Here is a 17,995-nt window from a genome sequence, read left to right as displayed (position 1 = left end):
ATCCTCCCGAAATCCGGATTATATTATACCACAAAGTGTTGTATCCTTCTACTCCGCAGACGCAATTTGTAGTCTAAAATCAACAACGATATTACTTCCCTTACTGACCTGCGTTCCCGCCGCAGGCGATTGCCCCTGTGCTACGCCATTTCCTCTCGCAATAAATACAAGCCCTGAAGAAACTGCCGTATCCCTGGCCGCCGCCATATCCATACCTGTGAAGTCCGGGACGGTCACCATTTCGGCTCCCTCCTGCTGCATCGCCTTAGTCTCCATAGAAAGGGTAACCGTGCTGTTCTTATAGGCCGTTTCATCCGCAGCCGGCACCTGGCTGGTTACGACGCCGTTTCCATCATAGGAAGACTGCAGGCCTGCATTTGCAAGCGCATCACGCGCTTCCTGCAATTCCATTCCGACGACGTTCGGTACAGTTACTTTCTCCTGTTCCTGCATATTTTCACTGGGCATAATATTTCCATTTTTAAGCGCCCCTTCCAGTGTTTCCTGCACGTATGGAGCGCACGCCGTTTCCACGGTCTCGGTCGCGGGCATCCCCGTAGCTGTAATCATCACCATATATTTTGGATCGTCGGCCGGCGCATATGCAATATATGTTGAAACAACTCTGCCCTGCACGACGGCTCCGTCCTTATATTGATGTGCATATCCGCACATCGCGCCGGTAGAGTAGCCCGCAACGGCAACTCCATCCGTCTGTGCCCTGCTTTCCATTACCGCTTTGATTTGCGCAGCCGTTTCTGCCGTAACGCTCTGTCCCTTTGCCTCCGGCTCGTAGGATTCCACCATATTGCCATCGGCATCGGAAAGGCCAAGCACCATCTTAGGCGTATACAGGGTGCCTCCGTTTATTATGGAGCCCGCAGCGCCCGCAAGCTGCATTTGGGATATTTTAAGATCCGTCCCCGTACCCATCACCGCCACATCTTCTTCCCGCGCATAACGTTTTTCGGTCAGATCCCCTGCCGTATCGGTAGAGAAATCAATCCCTGTTTTCGTTCCGAAGCCAAATCCCTTCAAATATTGATAGAACACATCACGCCCCATAGCGCCAGCCTGCATTGCCGCTCCTATGCTGCAATGGTTCAGCACCGTATTCGCCATATCCTGCGAACCATGAGCGTTACTGCACGTAATGACTTCTCCATCCACAATATGAGAACCCGTACATGCGTATTCGCCGCCTAGGGTCCCGCTGTCAAGTGCCGCCGCTGCTGTAAATATTCCAAAGATGTTTCCCGGCTCGTATGCGGTAGCTGTGATTACATTGGCGGAAAGCGCAGACAGCGCCTCCGCATCATCACGCGGCGGAGAATTCAGGTCAAATTCGGGAATGTTCGCCATAGCGAGCACTTCTCCGTTGGTTACGTCCATTACAAGCCCTTGGACGCTCTCCGGCGATTGTGTTTCATAAAGCTTTTTGCAGGCGGTTTCCAAAAAGCTCTGGGTGATTTCGTCAATAGTAAGCACTACATTCAAGCCGTCCTGCGGTTGAATCATCATTTCCTGCCCATTGGGTACACCGCTTCCATCCTTCGCCGTTTCAGCAACCTGCCTGCCCGCACGGCCCGAAAGCGTGGTGTTGTAGCGCCTCTCGATCCCCGTCTGGCCTTCGCCGTCAAGCGTCGTATAGCCAATCACCTGCGCCGCAAAATCTTTATTGGGATAAAAGCGTTTTACATCGTCCCGGAAAGCAACTCCATCCAGATCGAGCGCTTCGATCTGTTCTGATTGCTCCATGGAAATTTGTCTTTTCAGCCAAATTTCCTTTTTCTCCGTATTGGCGGCCTTCTGATAAACTTCCTCACGGTCCAGTCCGAGTATCTGCGAAAGCTGATCCGCGACCTCCCCTGCGTTTTGCGCCTTCTCAATCTTTTCTGGCAGGAGCACTACCGTATCGGCCGCCGCGCTTTGTGCAAGAATTTGCTGATTCCGGTCCATAATAGAACCGCGCTTTGCGCTGACCTCCGTATCTTTGACCCATTGCGATTCGGCCTGCGCCTTCAGGTCCGCGCCTTTCCATAAAGACCAATATCCCACTCGCGTCATGAGCAGGATAATGAGTACAATCAATATAATCAATAAGACAAGCAGTCTTTTTCTTGTAATCAGGACATGCGAGGTTGCCAAACCGTTAACTCCTTATCCTCATGCCTGAAACCATCCTTTCAAGGCCTCCATCAGGTCTCCGAAAAAGCCCTGGATGCCTTCAAGGAAGCTGGCCTCTCCATCCGTACTTTCCCGAGCCTGAACAGCTGCCTGTTCCGTCGCAGCCTGCTGCACGCTGCTTTCCGCAGCGGCAGTTTCCCCTTCTGCTTCGGGTTCTAAGTAGACGATCTGCTCATCGGTTGGATAGTACATCCCCAGTTCTGTAGATGCCTTCTCCTGAATGCTGTTCAGGTCCTGGCTGAGTGCATTTTCCATTTTAATTTTATCCAGCTCGTCTTTCAGCGTTTCGTTTTGCGTCTGAATCTGTGTATTCTTATAGCTCAGATCGCTGATCGAGGCATACCGGATCACGATCCCGGTCAAAACTGCAAACACGACAGCGATCAGCAGGATCGTGGATATCACCCCTTTCTTCTTGGGGCTTTCATATTCTACCGCGATAGGCTTTACGCCGCTATATGCGGTGTTTTCTATCTCGGAAAGTCGTTCCCGTTCATATCCGCGCACATATCGTTTCGGGGCTGGAGCAGCATATCCGCCATAGCTCGCCGCCTGACGCGGCCGTGCATATTCGCCACGTCGGTCGTACCTTTCGGAATACCTTCTTTCGGACCTTCCCGTTTGCTGCGTTCCATAGGCATAATCGTTCCCCGCTGCATATCCGCTTTCATAAGCGGGAGCAAGCCTTCTGCCGCCTACAATATTCTTCACGCCAGTCTGGCGAATGCTGTATCGTTCGCCTTGCGCTTCATTCCGCTGTGCAGCCGCATAACGCTGGCGCTGAGCCTGTTCCGGCGTTCTTCTCGTCTGGCCTTGCGCTTGCCGCCGGGATGCCTGCTGCTGGCGGGCCTGTGCCGGGCGTCCTTCCTGCACCCCTACCCTCCGGGCCGTGCGAATTTCATCCTGCTGCTGAAGGCGGCGGCGTTCTGCCGCGATTTTCTGCATGCGGTAAGCTTCCATATCGGAAATACGGCCGCGCTGCGGATCATTTATCCTGCGAGGCAGCTGTATTCTTTCATAATTGTCATATGCTCTCTGAGGTATCGCGTTCATGTGCTTGTTCCTTTCGCTATCTCTTTTCCGCTACCCGTAATTTTGCGCTCCTCGCGCGTGGATTTTTTTCCAGTTCTTCTGCTTCCGGCAGTATGGGCTTTCTTGTGATTATCTTAATCTGGCTAACCTTTCCACATACACAGACTGGAAAATCCTTTGGACATTCGCATGGATCAAACAGTCTTTTGAAGGTTTGTTTTACGATCCTATCCTCGAGCGAGTGGAAGGTGATTACTGCTAACCGCCCTCCACTTCTCAGGACAGAAACATAATCCTCCAGTGCTTCTCTGAGTCCTGTCAATTCCGCGTTTACTTCGATCCGGATCGCCTGAAACGTTCGCTTCGCGGGGTGCGGTCCCTCTCTTCTCGCAGCTGCGGGAATCGCCTGCTTTATAATTTCTGTCAATTCCTTCGTTGTTTCTATTTTTTTTGTTTCACGTTCTTTCGTAATGAATTGCGCAATGCGCGCCGCCCAGCGTTCTTCCCCATATTCCCTAATGACCCTCTTTAGTTCGTCTTCGCTGTATCCATTGACCACTTCATATGCGGAAAGCGGGTTGCCCCGGTCCATCCGCATATCGAGCGGAGCCTCCGCATTGTAGGAAAAGCCGCGTTCTCCCTCGTCGAGCTGAAAGGAAGACACGCCCAGGTCCAGCACGGCTCCGTCAATTTTTTCGATCCCCAACCCCTTCAGGATCGGCTTGATCCTTTTAAAATTATCGTGAACCAGGGTTGCTTTACTTCCATAAACGGAGAGCCGCCGTGCGCAGCGCTCGATCGCTGCCGCATCCCGGTCGATGCCGACCAGCTTTCCATTCGGTCCTATCTGCTGCAGAATTCCATCCGCATGTCCGCCGCCGCCAAGCGTTCCATCCACAATAATCTTTCCGTCCCCAAGGTTCAGCATCTCGAGCATTTCTTGGTAGAGCACCGGAACGTGCCCGTGCGGTCTCATATCCCAAGCTCCGCCAGTTTGGCAAGCGTTTCTTCGTAATCCTCGTAAGCGCTGTCGTTATATTCTTCCCAGCCTTCTTTCGACCATATCTCCGCACGCGTCATCACGCCGATAATAACGGTCTCCTTCACAACGCCGATGTGGTCCCGCAGACGCTGCGGCAGGAGAATCCTCCCCTGCTTGTCCCCCTCGCACTCGCAGGCGCTCGCAAACAGCATGCGTGTGAAGCTCTGGGCGGCCACGTCGGATATCGGCAGGTCCTTGAGTTTGCCGGAGAAATTCGCCCATTCTTCCGATGAAAACACAAAAAGGCACTTGCCTACGCCCTTCGTTACGATAAAGGTCTCGCCTAAATCGTCACGAAATTTCGCCGGCATGAACACTCTGCCTTTGGCATCTATGTTGTGCGTGTATTCACCGATCAACATCTCCGCGCGATACTCCTTTCCCCACTTTTAACCACTTTACACCACTTTTAATCAAATTTTACCATTTCCGCCACCATTATGCAAGGGTTTTCGCGAGAAATACAAAAAGACAGCGAACTTATTTTTTCGCTGTCTTGTCGCTTTTTTTGCTTATGCGTTATCCTAACGAATCCGTTTCAGCTTGAAATCGAGGTAGTCCGCCGAGACAAGATTGTAATTCACTCCACCCGTTTTTACATCCGTTAAATTTATATTTTTTAAAATGTCGCCATGCAGGTGTCCGAACACCACTTCCGCCGCGCCTTCCCGCTCCAGAATCTGTGCAAACTCTGTATTTTTCATGTTTTGGTAAATAGGCGGAAAATGCATCATCACAATTTTTTCATAATCCGGATACTTTTTCGCGGACTCCAGAGAAAGCTGGAGACGTATCTTTTCGCGTTCGTAAATTTTTAAATCGTTTCCTCCGAAGCTGCTGTCTTGCGGAAGAGTCCACCCGCGCGTACCGCAAAAAACCCATTTCCCCACTGCAAGGCAATTGTTCTGCAAAATATAGGTGTCGTTATGCAGCATGGCATTCACTTTTGCCAGCGATCCCCACCAATAATCATGATTTCCCTTAATCATGATCTTCTTACCGGGCAGGCTGCAGATGGCATCGAGGTCCGGCCGCGCGTCCTCCAGCTTCATCGCCCAGCTGATATCGCCGGGGATCAGCACAACGTCTTCTCCCGCAACGCGTTCCCTCCAGTCAGCGCTTATCTTTTCAAAATGATTTTTCCAATGTTCCCCAAAAATATCCATGGCTTTGGGCTGTGCATTGGAAAGATGCAAATCCCCGATTGCATAGATATTCATTCCGCCGCCTCCTGCAGGCCTATCATTTTTTCAATATACCCCAGCACTTTTTCTTTTCCTATCCGCCCCGTCGATGAAACAGGAATGATTTCAAATTCCAAATCCATGTCAAGAGACGCTTCAATATGTTTGGCCATCCGGACTGCATAGTGGTAGCGCTTCGACTTTGCGATTTTGTCCGCCTTTGTTGCCGCGACCATAAACGGAACACCAAAATGTGCCGCCCACTCAATCATCTGCAAATCGTCCTCCGTCGGCTTATGACGAATGTCGATTAGGATTACAAGAGCGCGCAGATATTCAGCGGCGGCGAAATAACATTCCATCATCTCCGCCCACGAATCACGTTCCGATTTTGACACCCGCGCAAAACCATAGCCCGGAAGGTCGACAAGGTAAAAAGAATCATTTGCAAGGAAATAATTGATGAGGCGTGTTTTCCCCGGTTGCTTGCTGACATAGGCAAGTTTTCCGTTATTGGTCAAAAAATTAATCAGGGAAGATTTCCCCACGTTCGATTTCCCGGCAAAAGCAATCTCCGGCTTTCCATCATTTGGATAGCCGGAGGCATTCTTCATACTGGTGTGAAAGCTCGCCTTTTTGATCTCCACTATTTTTTCTCCGTCACAAGGGCATGCTTCAGAACCTCGTCAATCTCCGAAGCAAAGATGAAATGAAGCTCGCTTCTTACAGACTCGGGGAGCTCTTCAAGATCGCTTTCGTTATCCTTGGGCAGGATGATCGTATGGATGCCGGCGCGCAATGCGGCGAGCGCCTTTTCCTTGATTCCGCCGATCTTGAGCACCCTCCCGGTCAGGGTAATTTCTCCTGTCATTGCGATATCATGCCGCACCGGTCGTTTGGTCAGTGCCGAAACAAGGGCTGTCACCATCGTGACGCCTGCCGAAGGTCCGTCCTTGGGGATGGCCCCTTCAGGCACATGGATATGGAGGTCTGTTTTTTCATTGATATCTTTAGGGAATTTCAATTTTCCAGACATCGCCCGTACAACAGATATTCCCGTTTTCGCTGACTCCTTCATAACATCGCCGAGCTGCCCCGTGAGTTCCATTTTTCCCGTCCCCGGAATGATTGACACCTCAACAGGCATGGTTTGCCCGCCGACCGCCGTCCACGCAAGGCCCGTCACAACCCCTACCGTATCACGCTTCAGAACATTTGTCTCGCTGCATTTTGGCAGTCCCAAAAATTCCTTCAGGTTTTTTTGCGATACAGAAATCCGTTCTATTCCATCCGCAACAATTTTAGCGGCAGACTTCCGCATAATCGCCGCAATTTCCCGCTCAAGGCTGCGCACGCCGCTTTCCGCCGTATAGCGGTGAATAATGTCCATTAGCGCCGCATCGCTGATTTTGACGGAAGACGGCTTCAAACCGTGCTCTTTCGCCTGTTTGGCAATCAGGTGCTTTTTCGCTATATTCAGCTTCTCGACATCCGTATAGCTGTCGATATGAATAATCTCCATCCGGTCATACAGCGGTCCCGGGATCGTACTCACATCATTTGCCGTCGTAATAAACATGATCTTCGATAAATCAAAATCGATGTCAAGATAGTGATCGCGGAACGTATTGTTGATCTCCGGGTCGAGCACTTCGAGCATAGCCGACGCAGGATCGCCGCGAAAATCGCTGGACATCTTGTCTATCTCATCAAGCAGAAACAGCGGATTCATACTGTCCGCCTGTTTAATCGAAGTAATAATGCGTCCCGGGATCGCTCCAATATAGGTGCGGCGGTGCCCGCGGATTTCCGCTTCGTCATGTACGCCGCCAAGGGACATCCGCACGAATTTTTTATCGAGGGCACGCGCAATCGAATGCGCAATCGACGTCTTTCCCACACCGGGAGGTCCGGCAAGGCAAAGAATTGGCCCATGCATATCATTTTTTAGTTTTCTTACCGCCAGAAATTCAATAATGCGGTCCTTCACCTTGGCAAGTCCATAATGATCCTGGTCGAGGATACTACGCGCATGCGCAAGGTCCATATTATCCGTCGTTTCTTTGCCCCACGGCAGGCTTACGATCCAATCGATATAATTTCGCAGTACGCTGATCTCCGGCGACCCCGGCGCCATGCGCGCCATGCGCGCAAGCTCCTTTTCCGCCTTGGTACGCGCTTCCTCGGAAAGCGGCAGTCCCTTTATTTTTTTCCTCAGCTCTTCGATTTCGTCCGCATCGTTCTCAGTCTCTCCCAGTTCTTTTTGGATCACCTTCATCTGTTCACGCAGGAAATATTCCCGCTGCGATTTATCGATCTGCTGTTTCACGGAAGAGGCGATTTCTTTGTCGATTTCTAGAATGTCGATCTCCTTTTTGAGGATATTCATCACAAGCTGCAGCCGTTCAAGTTCGTCAATACAGCTTAGGACCTTTTGCTTATCATCCAACTTGATCGCTACATTGGAAGCGATCATGTCGGCAAATTTGCCCGGTTCCTCAACTTCGCTGACCGTAAAAAGCGTTTCTCCCGGAATCCGTGCGCCAAGTGCTGCAAACCGCTCAAACAGATCTGTTACACGGCGCATATACGCTTCCTTCACCACTTCTTTGGAGGGATCGTCGTGCGTTTCGTCCGGAACCACTTCCACCTCCGCCTGTAAATAAGGCTCGCGCGCGGCATAAGACAAAATGCGGGCACGGCGTTCCCCTTCCACAAGTACGCGAAGCGTATCCCCGGGAAGCTTCAAAACCTGTTTTACTTTCGCGATCGTACCAATCTCATATACGTCCTTGATTTCCGGCATTTCGATCTTCAAGTCCTTCTGCGTTACAAGGAAAATCTCCTGCCCCTGCATCACGCATTCTTCTACCGCGGCGACGGACATTTCCCGTCCCACGTCAAAATGCAATACCATATAGGGGAAAATCACAAGCCCCCGAAGTGCCACCATGGGCATAACTATTCTATCCAATTGCTGTTTCGCTCCTTTAGTTTCCATTGCAGTTTAAATTATACCTTAAAATGCTTTTCATTTCAAACATCCCTGCCGTTTTCACCGGCGCTCCATATCGGGCTTTCCCATTGAATCCACGAGCTAATATGGTAATTTTAGCAGCTATACTTTTTCATTCTTCAATGGCATACAGATATTTTTCCCCGCCGGATCTGTATTCGGCATAAAACCTGCCCCGCGAATCTGCCCCGCGTCTCCAACAATAATGAAGGCGCCGGGATCGATCTTATAGATCAAATGATACAGCTTTGTCACCTCCGGCCGGTGTACCGCGCATACCAGCATCTCACCTTCCCGTCCGGTATAGACGCCCCGCGATTTAAGCGCCGTTACACCGCGCCGCAGCCTGCACAATATTTCGTTCGCGATCCGGTCGTTCTCCTTGGAAATAATGAACAGCATCTTCCCTGTAGCCACACTGGTACCATAGAGAATCACATCGATCACTTTCGATTCGATAAAAATCACAATCACGGCGTAAAGCGGGCTTTCCAGGTTTTCGTAAACAAGGCCGGAGCATACGACGACAACAATATTGGTCAGCAGGATCATTTTTGCCATGGGGATATGCGGGAACCGTTTATTGATTAAATTCGCGACGAGGTCTGTGCCTCCCGTCGTACCGCCCCTCATCAGGATCAGCGCAAGCCCCGCGCCATAGAGCGCTCCCCCAAAAACGATTGTAATCAAAGGGTCTCCATGATAGACTGGAAGCAGCCCCTCCGTCAGGTCAATCATAGCTGAGGAGATGACCGTTGCAACAACGGTTTTGATGATAAATTCAAATCCAAAGGAAAAAAACGCCGTGATGAAAAGCGGAATGTTCATTACGGCCACCATCGTACCAATGGGAAGTCCGAACGTGTAATTCAACATTGTAGCGATACCCGTAAGCCCTCCCGGAGCAATATTATTCGGCGAAATAAAAGTATTGATCGCAATCGCAAAAATCAGGCTGCCTGCCAGGAACAAAAGCAGATCAACAGTAAGCACTTTCCCTTTTACATGTATTTTCTTTTCCATAGCCGTTATTCTCCCCGCGTCTCCCGAAAAGTTTTTTATTTTATCATACCGGATATCATTTACATTTACAAATAAAAAGAAGGCTTTTGCCTTCCCTGTCTATCAAGCAGGCCCCAAGACGATTCCTGCGGCTCTTCATGCCAGTCCTTAAAATAATGGAAAGCTACTCCCGTTTCATTCGCGAATAGCTTCCCACACCGTCTCACCGCTGCTCACGTCTCCGTAAAAAGAGCGGCAAAACCACAGTTGGTGCATTTTGCACAGGCAACCTCGGCGCTGCCAGTGCCCGTCCCGCTTAGAATATAGGTCTCTTCTCCAACATCCCATTTTTTGTTTCCGCAAATCGGGCATGCCGTTCCTTCCGTCTCATCCCACGCATGTTCGACTAATGTTTTCTTATTATTCAAATCTTTTCCTCCTTCCCGGCAGCTTCCGCCCATTGTTTATTCCATATCAACAATCTCCTGAGATTGGTATCTTATTTCTAACCGGATGCGCACGTGCAAAACATTAAGAAACAATAAAAAACAGGCATATTCCTCAGAAGGAATATGCCTGTTTTATTGTTCAATGAAGCTTCATTCTGTCAGCGGACTTATTTTGATTTCACAACCGCATGCGCTGCCGCGAGGCGTGCAATCGGCACACGGAACGGCGAGCAGGATACGTAGTTAAGTCCAAGGCTGTCGCAGAATTCAACCGTAGACGGATCGCCGCCGTGTTCGCCGCAGATTCCGAGTTTGATGTCGGGGCGGGTCTGGCGGCCAAGTTCTACAGCCATCTTCACGAGTTTGCCAACGCCATCCTGATCCAGCTTCGCAAACGGATCAGATTCGTAGATTTTCTTCGTGTAATAGTCGTCAAGGAACTTTCCGGCATCATCACGGCTGAAACCGAACGTCATCTGCGTGAGGTCGTTCGTACCGAAGGAGAAGAATTCCGCTTCCTTCGCGATTTCATCAGCCATAACAGCAGCTCTCGGCACTTCGATCATCGTACCAACTTTGTAGTCGATCTTTTTGCCTTTTTCTTCCATAACTTTCTCCGCTGTCTCAACAACGAAGTCTTTTACATATTTCAGTTCCTTCAGGTCGCCGACGAGCGGGATCATGATTTCAGGGACGATATCGTATTCGGTTTCTTCCGTCACTTCGATCGCAGCTTCCATAACCGCTCTCGTCTGCATCACCGCAATCTCAGGGAAGGTAACCGCAAGACGGACCCCACGATGGCCAAGCATCGGGTTGAATTCATGCAGCCCTTCAATGATACCCGTCAGCTCGTCTACGTCAAGGGACATTTCTTTTGCCAGGTTCGCGATATCCTCGGGATCCGTAGGCAGGAACTCATGCAGCGGCGGATCGAGGAACCGGATCGTAACCGGATTACCCTTCATTGCCTTATAGATGCCCTTAAAGTCTTCCTTTTGCATCGGAAGGAGCTTCGCCAGAGCTTTTTCTCTCTGCTCAACCGTCTTGGAAACGATCATTTCACGCATCGCGGCAATTCTGTCTTCCGCAAAGAACATATGCTCCGTACGGCACAGGCCAATACCTTCCGCGCCAAATTCCATTGCCTGCTCCGCGTCGTGCGGCGTATCGGCATTCGTGCGGACTTTCAGCCTGCGGATGGAGTCTGCCCAGCCCATAACCGTAGCGAAGTCCCCCGTCACCTGGGCTTCCTGCGTCTCGATCGCTTCGCCGTACACATTGCCCGTGGAACCATCGAGAGAAATCCAGTCGCCTTCTTTATAGACTTTACCGTCTTCCGTGGTCATCGTCTTCGCGCATTCGTCGATTCTCAGCTCACCGCAGCCTGCTACGCAGCACGTACCCATGCCGCGGGCAACAACAGCCGCATGGGACGTCATGCCGCCGCGCGCCGTAAGGATGCCTTCGGAAGCGTACATACCTTCGATATCTTCAGGCGAAGTTTCCTGCCTCGCGAGAACGACCTTGTCACCCTTTGCCGCAGCAGCCGTCGCATCATCAGCCGTAAAATACAGTTTACCGCAGGCAGCGCCAGGAGAAGCCGGCAGCCCCTTTGCGATCGGTTTTGCTTTCTTCAGCGCGTCCGCGTTGAACATCGGATGGAGGAGCGAGTCGAGCTGCTTGGGCTCTACCTTTAAAATCGCTTCTTCTTCCGTCAGTTTTCCTTCTTTTACGAGGTCAACAGCGATCTTAAGAGCAGCCGGAGCCGTCCGCTTGCCGTTTCTCGTTTGCAGCATGTAAAGTTTCCCGCCTTCAATGGTAAACTCCATATCCTGCATATCTTTGTAATGGTCTTCGAGGGACTGGGCAATGTTTGCGAACTGCTCATATACCTCGGGCATCTGGTCCGCGAGGTGAGAGATCGGCTGCGGCGTTCTGATACCGGCAACAACATCTTCGCCCTGCGCGTTCATCAGATATTCGCCATACAGCTTCTTTTCGCCTGTGGAGGGGTTTCTTGTGAAAGCAACGCCCGTGCCGCAATCGTCGCCCATGTTGCCGAATACCATGGCCTGTACGTTAACCGCCGTACCCCAGCTGGCCGGGATATCGTTCATGCGGCGATAAACGATTGCTCTCGGGTTATCCCAGGAACGGAATACAGCCGTTACGGATTCGAGCAGCTGTTCCTTTGCATCCTGCGGGAACTCTTTGCCCATTTCCTGCTTATAAATTTCTTTATATTTCTTGACGACTTCTTTCAGATCGTCCGCATCCAGTTCCGTATCCATCTTAACGCCCTTGGCGTCTTTTGCGGCCTGGAGCTGTTCTTCAAACTTTTCTTTATCGATGCACATAACAACGTCGGAGAACATCTGGATAAATCTCCTGTAGCTGTCATACGCCCAGCGAGGATTGCCGGATTTCTTAGCCATGCCCTCTACAGCAACGTCATTGAGGCCAAGGTTCAGAATCGTGTCCATCATGCCCGGCATAGAAGCGCGCGCACCACTGCGTACGGATACGAGGAACGGATTTTCCGGATCTCCGAACTTTTTGCCCGCGATCTCTTCCGTCTTTGCCATTGCGTCATAAATCTGTTCCACTACTTCGTCGGCTATTTTTTTGCCGTCTTCATAGTACTTTGTACAAGCCTCCGTGGAAACCGTGAAACCCTGGGGGACCGGCAAACCAAGGTTGGTCATTTCTGCCAGGTTTGCGCCTTTGCCCCCAAGAAGGTTTCTCATGGAAGCATCACCTTCTTTAAAAAGGTATACATACTTTTTCGCCATCTAAAACTCCTCCTGAATTTATATTTATTAAAAATTTTTTTCACTTATTTGCGTATTGTGCGTATAATGAAGAGCCACGTCTATTATACATGAACAAATGTAAGAAAACAACAAAAGATTACACTTTTACAAAGATTTTTCGCGGAAACATTTCATTGTTTTCAGGCGCAATTCCATCATATTTTCCAGATATCTGCTCATAAGATCGATCACGCTTTTTGCGTCCGTCTCTCCGGCTGCGTACTGCACAATATCCTGCGGCCGGGCCTCTCCCATTTTTTCAAGGCTCAAAAGTGCGGACCGGGGCACAGAAACGGTAGCCACATGTGAAACGCATTCCCTACAGATTTCCCCTCCTTCTTCCATGGAAAAAGCCGCCGGATCGCCGGCTGCTTCGTTTCCGCATACCGCACATGTGCCGATTGCCGGGAAAATACCCATCCGTTCCACAATACGGGCAAAGAAATAGGCGAGCGCCCGCGTGTGGGAAAGCGTCCCCTGCTCCATCGAAAAAAGAGCATAAATAAGGGCAAGGAACAAATCCTCGTAATCATCCGTGTTTTGCAGCAGCTTATCGGAAAGCTCGAGCATCACGCAGGCAGCGGTAAACTTGTCAAAATCATTCTGGACACGATAGAATTCCTGCTTCACAAGCGCGGCGGTCAAAAACAGCTTATCTCCTTTTTTGTAAAACTCGTACTCACCGCATGAAAGCGGCTGCGCCGCTGTAGCGATATCGCTTTTCAGCCGCCGTGCGCCGCGCGCCTGAGCATCTAGGCGCCCATCCGAGCGCGAAAAAAGCGTCAGTATCTTATCGTAATCTTTATAGTCTGCCGTACGCAGTACAATACAATAATGCTTTTCCACAGCATTCCCTTCATTTCTTTGGCATAAGCGAAGCTATTGCCGTTCGTCGTAGCCAAGCGTCCGCAAAACCCCGGCCTTATTCCGCCAATCCGGTTTTACCTTTACCCATACCTGCAAAAATACTTTTCCACCGAACAGCATCTGCATATCCTCCCGCGCGGCTGAAGCAATTTTTTTCAGCATCCTGCCCCCCGCGCCAATAATAATTCCTTTATGTGAATCCTTTTCGCAGTAGATTACCGCATCAATATTTGTAAGGTCTCTGTCTTCTTCCCGCTCGAGTTTCTCCACAACAACACCGATCCCGTGCGGTATCTCCTTTCCGATGCTTTTCAGCGCCTTTTCCCGGATAAATTCCGCCGCAATCACCTGCTCCGGCTGATCCGTAACCATATCGGCAGGATAATACATCGGGCCTTCCACCAGATACCGCTTCAAATATTCGGCCAGCTCCGCAAGTCCAAGCTTCTCGGCGGCTGAAATACGAAAAACCGGCTTGCCGTATTTCCTCAGTATCGTTTCCTGTTCCGCCGCGCGTTCGCCGTCCACCGCATCAATTTTGTTCAGCGCAATTACCAGCGGTGTTTCGCTGTTTGCAAGACGCGTCAGAATCTCTTCGTCCTTTTCCCGCACGCCCACCTTGGCGTCCGCTACAAATAAAACGGCGTCCACATCCCGCGCGGTCTGCTCCGCCGTTTTCAGCATAAATTCCCCCAATTTGTTTTTCGGGGTCTGCAGGCCGGGCGTATCCATAAAGATCATCTGGCAGTCTTCCCGTGTAAGCACTCCTGTGATGCGGTTACGCGTAGTCTGCGGCTTTTTAGATACAATGGCAATCTTCGTTCCTACAAGTGCGTTAAGCAGCGTGGACTTTCCCACATTCGGGCTGCCCGTCAGTGCAATAAAGCCAGATTTAAATTCCATTCCATTCTCCCTCAGCGAATAATCAGTTCTCCCACCTCAAACACAAGCACTGTAATCACAACGCCCATAAGCGCCCCAACCAGCACTTCTGCAAAGGTATGTACTTTTGTTTCCATGCGGCTTTCCGCAACGATCAGGGCAAGCACCGCCGCGAAAGTCGAAGCGACCGGATCGGCGGATACAAAGGCAATGGCGGTAAATAATGCAAAAGCAAAGGCGGTATGCCCGCTTGGCATCCCCCCTTGGATATAATTCCCGCCCTTTTTCATAAAACGGGATTTCATCACAATTACGGCCACAAACACCAGCATCAGGGCCGCAAACGTAATATAAGCGGGCAGGTTGTTGATGTAGCTTACCGACGCATAAGAAATTGTATACAGCTTCCGGAAAAAAACGAGGTAGCCCACAACAAGCGCACTCATTGCCGCAACAAAGACACCTCCCGCCGCGACGTCCTTCGCAATACGGGCGAGCTCGTTATATTCACCTTTGGATGCGATATCCACTACCGCTTCGATTGCCGTATTAAACAGCTCGGCAAAAAATACGAATGCAATCACAAGCACCAGCGCAATCATCTCAAACCGGGTAACCTGGGTAAGAAGCGCAGTAATCGTGACAACAACCGCAAGCGCAACATGGATTTTCATATTGCGTTCCATTTTAAAAGACTGCAAAAAACCGTTGATGGCATGATTGAAGCTGTTCATCAACGATTTTTTCGGCCTGTATTTTTTCCCGCTTTCGTTAGATTCCATCCATTTCCCTGCCAATATTCACAGATTGCAGGAGCGCTTCCTGTTTTTGTGTCATGATCTTCTCTTCCTCGGGCGTCATGTGGTCGTATCCCACCAGATGAAGCGTTCCGTGAAGCGCCAGAAACGCCGTCTCCCGCACAAGCCCGTGGCCGTACTCCTCCGCCTGTTCCTGTGCGCGCTCCATTGAAATAGCGATATCTCCGAGAAAAAGCTCTCCTTCCACATATTCCGCTTCAACCTCGTCAAGGCACTCCGCCAAGGGGGTGGAAAGCTCATATGCCGGAAAGGACAATACGTCCGTCGCCTGGTCTATCCCACGGAATTCACGGTTTAACTCCCGTATCCCTTCGCTGTCCGTAAACAGAAGATTCAGGCATGCAGGAACGCCCAGTTCCGCCTGTGCAGCGTCGAGCGCGGCACAGATTGCCGCCGAAATCTTATCTGTCACTTCAATTTTATCCTGTTCGTCAGAGAACGTTATCGTCATCTTCTGCTCCATGTATCTTGATTTCCGGATATTTGATCCGCTGGTGGTAAACGCCGTCAAAGATATTGATAAAAGCCTCGGCGATCAGTTTCAGATCCCGCCTGTTGAGCGGTGCATTATCAAGCTGGCCTTCATCATAGCGTGCCTTAATCAATTTGTGCACCATCGCCGATATTTCCTCGCGCGACGGGCTGTCCAGGCTCCTGACCGCCGCTTCCACAACGTCAGCGAGCATCACGATAGCCTGTTCCTTTGTCTCCGGCGGATTGCCTTCATACTGGAAGTCTTCCTTGTTCACATGCGCATCCTTTTCCAGCGCTTCCGCGTAAAAATACCCTACCGTTCCGCTGCCATGGTGATTGCGCACGATATCAATGATCTCGCGCGGCATTTTGTATTTGCGCAGCAGCTCTACGCCCGCAGGTACGTGATGGCGGATAACTTCCGCGCTTCGCTCCGGCGGAAGCGAATCGTGCATGTTGATATTGTTTCTTTGGTTTTCCTTAAAATACAAAGGATGCTCTATCTTACCGATATCATGGAAATAGGCGCCCACGCGCGCAAGCAGCGAGAACCCGCCCACCGCATTGCATCCCGCCTCTGCAAGATTGGCAACGAGGATACTGTGGTGATAGGTGCCCGGCGCTTCAATCATCAGCCGCTTCGTCAGGGGATGTGTGGGATCGGAAAGCTCAAGCAGTTTGGTCGGCGTCGTCAGATTGAACGCATTCTCAATCAACGGCAGCACGCCAATGCTCACGATGCCGCACAGCACGCCGCTGCCCACAACCATTGCTATAGCCGAAAGCATTTGCTGTACATTGTGGACCTGATCGGAAAGCAGGGGCACCTGCAGCATCCACACCAACAGCGAAATGACAACTCCCGGGATTGCCGCTACAAGCCCCGCGAGCACAAGCCGCGAACGGTAGCGCATATCCTTCAGGATGTAAACCGCAAAAAAGCCTCCCGTCAGCATAATCAAAAGAAGCATCAGCGACGTAGTGCTGAACAGGTTTTGCCCGCCTGTCGTAACACTCATCAAGAGCAACGACAGGAACACGCTGTATACAATCGCATTTTTAGGCGACAGCAAAACGGCGCCCAAGATGACGAACAGGAACACGGGCAGTAAGTGAATTGCCACAATCTGCGCGATCGAGGTAATTCCATAGGCCGCCGCGGTAAGGATCGCAAGAATTGCGATCTTTTTGGTATCCAATAAAAGCTTACGGTTAAATACCGCGAGGAATACGGCGTACATTATAAACATCAATACAATGTAGATCGTCACCGCCGCGTACGGCTTGATCGAAGTGGATTCGGCCGATAACATCCCAAGGCTTTTTAAAACTTCATATTGGTCGTCCGTAACAAGTTCGCCTTTGCGGACAATATTCTGCCCTTTTTTATATTCAATGGGCGTGACCATAGCCGCGACCTCGTCCCGCTTTTGCTGGGTCGCTTTTTCATCAAACACCATGTTGGGATACAGGTCGTTCGTAACGACAGCCGAGACTAGCTCCTTTTCTTCATCGGTCATGTCGCCCTGCTCCGTCACTGCGCTGATTACATCCGTTTTAGCCGAATCGATATCGTCCGCCCGTACGCCCGTATAAAGAACGTCCTGCACATGGTTGGTGATGGAATCCTTCATGTCCGTAAGCTGAGTTGAAGTCATACTAACAATCTGGTAAAGCTGCGCCGTCGTAACATATTCGGGCAAAAGGTCCTTCAGGGTGTTGACGTTGTCTTCTGTGAGAAGCGTCTCCCACTCCGTTTTCTTCGGATCGAAGGGCACGACCGCATAGGCCGTAGGAACGGCAGTGGGCTGGGCTGGGTTTGCGGCATTCGCCTGCTGCACAGCCGTAATTTCCTGCTCCACTTCCTGCTGTTTCTTTTTCTGGTCGGCGCTATAAATTTCCTCGGCAGCGCCGCGGGCATTTTCAAATGCGGTAAAATCTTCGGAAATCTTTTTGACAATTTGCTGTGTCGTATTCGCATCCGTGTTATAAACCGGGCCAATTTTCGCTTGTTCTTCTTCAATAACACGCTGTGTCACCGCTTCGTCGATCACGTCGGTCGGGGCGGTGATCGTAATATCCGATATCTCTCCGCTTGTAATGTCATATGTCTGCGGCATTAGGGAGAAAAGCGCAATTGCAACGCAAATCGCAAGTGAACCAAACGCCATCAGGAGGTTCATCATTGCTTTTTTGCGGAATGTTTCTTTAAAAACCATGTTCAAT

General features: G+C 50.6%; 15 protein-coding genes. All 15 read right to left on the bottom strand.

All coding sequences use genetic code 11. The features are described from left to right. Positions 1-48 precede the first annotated feature (48 nt). Complete coding sequence (locus B1H56_RS02895; protein WP_066521315.1) at positions 49-2,148, bottom strand: penicillin-binding transpeptidase domain-containing protein; 2,100 nt, start codon at positions 2,146-2,148, stop codon at positions 49-51. Between the two features lie 18 nt (positions 2,149-2,166). Beyond that, on the bottom strand, positions 2,167-3,147 hold the full coding sequence (locus B1H56_RS02890; protein ID WP_162938955.1) for an FtsB/FtsL family cell division protein: 981 nt from the start codon (positions 3,145-3,147) through the stop codon (positions 2,167-2,169). Positions 3,148-3,256: 109 nt separating this feature from the next. After that, the gene (gene rsmH / locus B1H56_RS02885; protein ID WP_066521318.1) at positions 3,257-4,195 is read right to left on the bottom strand and encodes a 16S rRNA (cytosine(1402)-N(4))-methyltransferase RsmH; all 939 of its coding nucleotides are present in this window, start codon (positions 4,193-4,195) and stop codon (positions 3,257-3,259) included. Next, positions 4,192-4,623, bottom strand: coding sequence for a division/cell wall cluster transcriptional repressor MraZ (gene mraZ / locus B1H56_RS02880; protein ID WP_066521326.1), 432 nt, complete (start codon positions 4,621-4,623; stop codon positions 4,192-4,194). Before mraZ ends, rsmH begins: the two co-directional genes overlap by 4 nt. Positions 4,624-4,785: 162 nt before the next feature. Further along, the gene (locus tag B1H56_RS02875; RefSeq protein WP_066521329.1) at positions 4,786-5,481 is read right to left on the bottom strand and encodes a metallophosphoesterase; all 696 of its coding nucleotides are present in this window, start codon (positions 5,479-5,481) and stop codon (positions 4,786-4,788) included. Further along, on the bottom strand, positions 5,478-6,092 hold the full coding sequence (gene yihA / locus B1H56_RS02870) for a ribosome biogenesis GTP-binding protein YihA/YsxC (RefSeq protein ID WP_066521331.1): 615 nt from the start codon (positions 6,090-6,092) through the stop codon (positions 5,478-5,480). The genes B1H56_RS02875 and yihA overlap by 4 nt, the downstream gene beginning before the upstream one ends. Further along, on the bottom strand, positions 6,092-8,446 hold the full coding sequence (gene lon, locus B1H56_RS02865) for an endopeptidase La (RefSeq protein ID WP_066521334.1): 2,355 nt from the start codon (positions 8,444-8,446) through the stop codon (positions 6,092-6,094). The genes yihA and lon overlap by 1 nt, the downstream gene beginning before the upstream one ends. 117 nt (positions 8,447-8,563) lie before the next feature. Then, positions 8,564-9,484, bottom strand: coding sequence for a YitT family protein (locus B1H56_RS02860; protein WP_066521337.1), 921 nt, complete (start codon positions 9,482-9,484; stop codon positions 8,564-8,566). 212 nt (positions 9,485-9,696) lie between these two features. Further along, positions 9,697-9,891, bottom strand: coding sequence for a hypothetical protein (locus B1H56_RS02855; protein WP_147554703.1), 195 nt, complete (start codon positions 9,889-9,891; stop codon positions 9,697-9,699). A gap of 188 nt (positions 9,892-10,079) precedes the next feature. Then, entirely contained in the window at positions 10,080-12,707 is a 2,628-nt protein-coding gene (gene ppdK / locus B1H56_RS02850; RefSeq protein ID WP_066521343.1) for a pyruvate, phosphate dikinase, read from the bottom strand. 126 nt (positions 12,708-12,833) lie between these two features. Further along, on the bottom strand, positions 12,834-13,574 hold the full coding sequence (recO, locus tag B1H56_RS02845) for a DNA repair protein RecO (RefSeq protein ID WP_066521347.1): 741 nt from the start codon (positions 13,572-13,574) through the stop codon (positions 12,834-12,836). A 33-nt stretch (positions 13,575-13,607) separates the two neighbouring features. After that, complete coding sequence (gene era, locus B1H56_RS02840) at positions 13,608-14,498, bottom strand: GTPase Era (protein ID WP_066521349.1); 891 nt, start codon at positions 14,496-14,498, stop codon at positions 13,608-13,610. 11 nt (positions 14,499-14,509) lie between these two features. Continuing rightward, a complete protein-coding gene (locus B1H56_RS02835) occupies positions 14,510-15,259 on the bottom strand; it encodes a diacylglycerol kinase (protein WP_066521351.1) in 750 nt (249 codons plus the stop codon). After that, a complete protein-coding gene (ybeY, locus tag B1H56_RS02830) occupies positions 15,249-15,758 on the bottom strand; it encodes an rRNA maturation RNase YbeY (protein ID WP_066740062.1) in 510 nt (169 codons plus the stop codon). The genes B1H56_RS02835 and ybeY overlap by 11 nt, the downstream gene beginning before the upstream one ends. Next, the gene (locus tag B1H56_RS02825; RefSeq protein ID WP_066521353.1) at positions 15,727-17,988 is read right to left on the bottom strand and encodes an HD family phosphohydrolase; all 2,262 of its coding nucleotides are present in this window, start codon (positions 17,986-17,988) and stop codon (positions 15,727-15,729) included. The genes ybeY and B1H56_RS02825 overlap by 32 nt, the downstream gene beginning before the upstream one ends. Positions 17,989-17,995 lie beyond the last annotated feature (7 nt).

Source organism: Christensenella minuta (genome assembly GCF_003628755.1).
GTDB lineage: Bacteria > Bacillota > Clostridia > Christensenellales > Christensenellaceae > Christensenella > Christensenella minuta.
Note: the sequence above shows the minus strand (reverse complement) of the source record. Positions and strands in the feature narration are given on the sequence as shown.

What these genes read in the sequence shown, in the direction of transcription:
- B1H56_RS02890 (WP_162938955.1), bottom strand. Translation starts at nt 3,147, where the DNA reads ATGGAAGCTTACCGCATGCAGAAAATCGCGGCAGAACGCCGCCGCCTT.
- rsmH (WP_066521318.1), bottom strand. Translation starts at nt 4,195, where the DNA reads ATGAGACCGCACGGGCACGTTCCGGTGCTCTACCAAGAAATGCTCGAG.
- mraZ (WP_066521326.1), bottom strand. Translation starts at nt 4,623, where the DNA reads ATGTTGATCGGTGAATACACGCACAACATAGATGCCAAAGGCAGAGTG.
- B1H56_RS02875 (WP_066521329.1), bottom strand. Translation starts at nt 5,481, where the DNA reads ATGAATATCTATGCAATCGGGGATTTGCATCTTTCCAATGCACAGCCC.
- lon (WP_066521334.1), bottom strand. Translation starts at nt 8,446, where the DNA reads ATGGAAACTAAAGGAGCGAAACAGCAATTGGATAGAATAGTTATGCCC.
- B1H56_RS02860 (WP_066521337.1), bottom strand. Translation starts at nt 9,484, where the DNA reads ATGGAAAAGAAAATACATGTAAAAGGGAAAGTGCTTACTGTTGATCTG.
- ppdK (WP_066521343.1), bottom strand. Translation starts at nt 12,707, where the DNA reads ATGGCGAAAAAGTATGTATACCTTTTTAAAGAAGGTGATGCTTCCATG.
- era (WP_066521349.1), bottom strand. Translation starts at nt 14,498, where the DNA reads ATGGAATTTAAATCTGGCTTTATTGCACTGACGGGCAGCCCGAATGTG.
- B1H56_RS02835 (WP_066521351.1), bottom strand. Translation starts at nt 15,259, where the DNA reads ATGGAATCTAACGAAAGCGGGAAAAAATACAGGCCGAAAAAATCGTTG.
- ybeY (WP_066740062.1), bottom strand. Translation starts at nt 15,758, where the DNA reads ATGGAGCAGAAGATGACGATAACGTTCTCTGACGAACAGGATAAAATT.
- B1H56_RS02825 (WP_066521353.1), bottom strand. Translation starts at nt 17,988, where the DNA reads ATGGTTTTTAAAGAAACATTCCGCAAAAAAGCAATGATGAACCTCCTG.